General features: G+C 35.8%; 1 protein-coding gene and 1 pseudogene. Both read right to left on the bottom strand.

Annotation, left to right across the window (positions count from 1 at the left end; genetic code table 11):
- Positions 1–31: 31 nt before the first annotated feature.
- Positions 32–898: pseudogene (locus tag AO843_RS23715) on the bottom strand (IS3 family transposase); the annotation flags it as partial.
- Positions 859–1,419 (bottom strand): helix-turn-helix domain-containing protein, encoded by a 561-nt coding sequence (locus tag AO843_RS23720; protein ID WP_054613504.1) that lies wholly within the window; start codon positions 1,417–1,419, stop codon positions 859–861. The pseudogene AO843_RS23715 and the gene AO843_RS23720, both read right to left, overlap by 40 nt.
- Between the last annotated feature and the right edge of the window lie 54 nt (positions 1,420–1,473).

Below are 1,473 nucleotides of genomic sequence, written 5' to 3' on the forward strand. Positions count from 1 at the left end.
AGGTAGTGACCCCTTAAAGTTAGAGTTTTTATTATGCAGCTAATTGGCTGGTATGTTTTCGGTAATTTACTGGACTCATGCCAGCCAGTTTTTGTTTAATGCGATCATTATTATAATAACTGATATACTTTTCTATTTTCTTTTGTAATGCTTCGTATGAGATTGATTGTTCTCCGTAATACATTTCCTGTTTTAGTAAACTAAAGAAGTTCTCCATGGCCGCATTGTCTGCGCATGTTGCTTTACGAGACATGCTTTGGAAAATCCTGTTCTGCTTTAATGTTTTCACCCACGTATTGTGTTGATAGTGCCATCCTTGATCGGAATGAATTGTTGTCCGATATTCAGCACGTTTCTGAATGATCGGAAGTACTTGTTTAAGTGAATCTAAAACAAAGTCTAGGCTCGGCCGTTTTGACATACTAAACCCAATAATTTCACCATTATATAAATCCATAATTGGACTTAAATATAGTTTTTCATCATCTGTACATTTAAATTCAGTTACATCAGTCACCAATTTTTGAAGAGTATATGGAGTTCTGAATCTACGATTCAAAAGGTTTTTAGCGACTTTCCCAACTGTTCCTTTGTAGGATTTATAGCGTGATTTACGTACAAATTTTACACATTTCAATCCTAGCTTTTTCATAATTCGTTGAACTTTTTTATGATTAATTGTGTATCCTTGCGCTCTTAATTCCGTATGAATACGGCGGTAGCCATATCGACCTTCATGCTTTTTAAAGGTTTCTAAAATCAAAGTTTCCCATTTTTCGTTCGAATTTGCTTGTTTCATTATTTTCATCTGATAATGGTATGTTGCTTCTGGAATATCCACTTGTTTTAAAACATCTTTTAATCGGAATCCTTCTTGTTTAAGCTCGAAGGCGATGGCTGCTTGAGCTTTTCGAGGAAGGCATCTGGATTCTCTCGAAAAGCCTTCAACTTTTTTAAATACGCCACCTCTAAACGAAGCAGTTCATTTTCGCGTTCTAGCTGCTCCTCACGTGACATTGTTTTTTCTTGGTTCTTCGCTGGTGATTTTTGTTTCTTAGACATAGACGGGTGCCCCTTTGATTTTTTTTGCAGGCCCTCTATCCCTTCTTTTAAAAACCGATGATACCAACTAGCAACTAAAGTTGGATCATTCAAGTTAAAGTGAATCGCAGTATCTTGATAGGAAGCACCTGTTCGTTTCATAAAGTTTAATACATCTAATTTAAATTGAACAGAATAAAACTGCTTCGTTTTCTTAACGGATAAGCCAGTATGCCCAAACTCTTTAAAAGCACGTACCCATCTCCTTAATGGAGAATCACCTATACCATACTTCTTCGCTATCGCTCGATATCCTAGAGAGCCACTTAAATATTCTTGAACCACCATTAATTTAAATTCTTCATTATATTTAGTCATAAAAAATCACCCCAAATGTTATTTTCTCACTCTAACTTTTGGGGTGCAGTACCG

This window comes from Lysinibacillus sp. ZYM-1, from assembly GCF_001308875.1.
Taxonomy (GTDB): Bacteria; Bacillota; Bacilli; order Bacillales_A; family Planococcaceae; genus Lysinibacillus.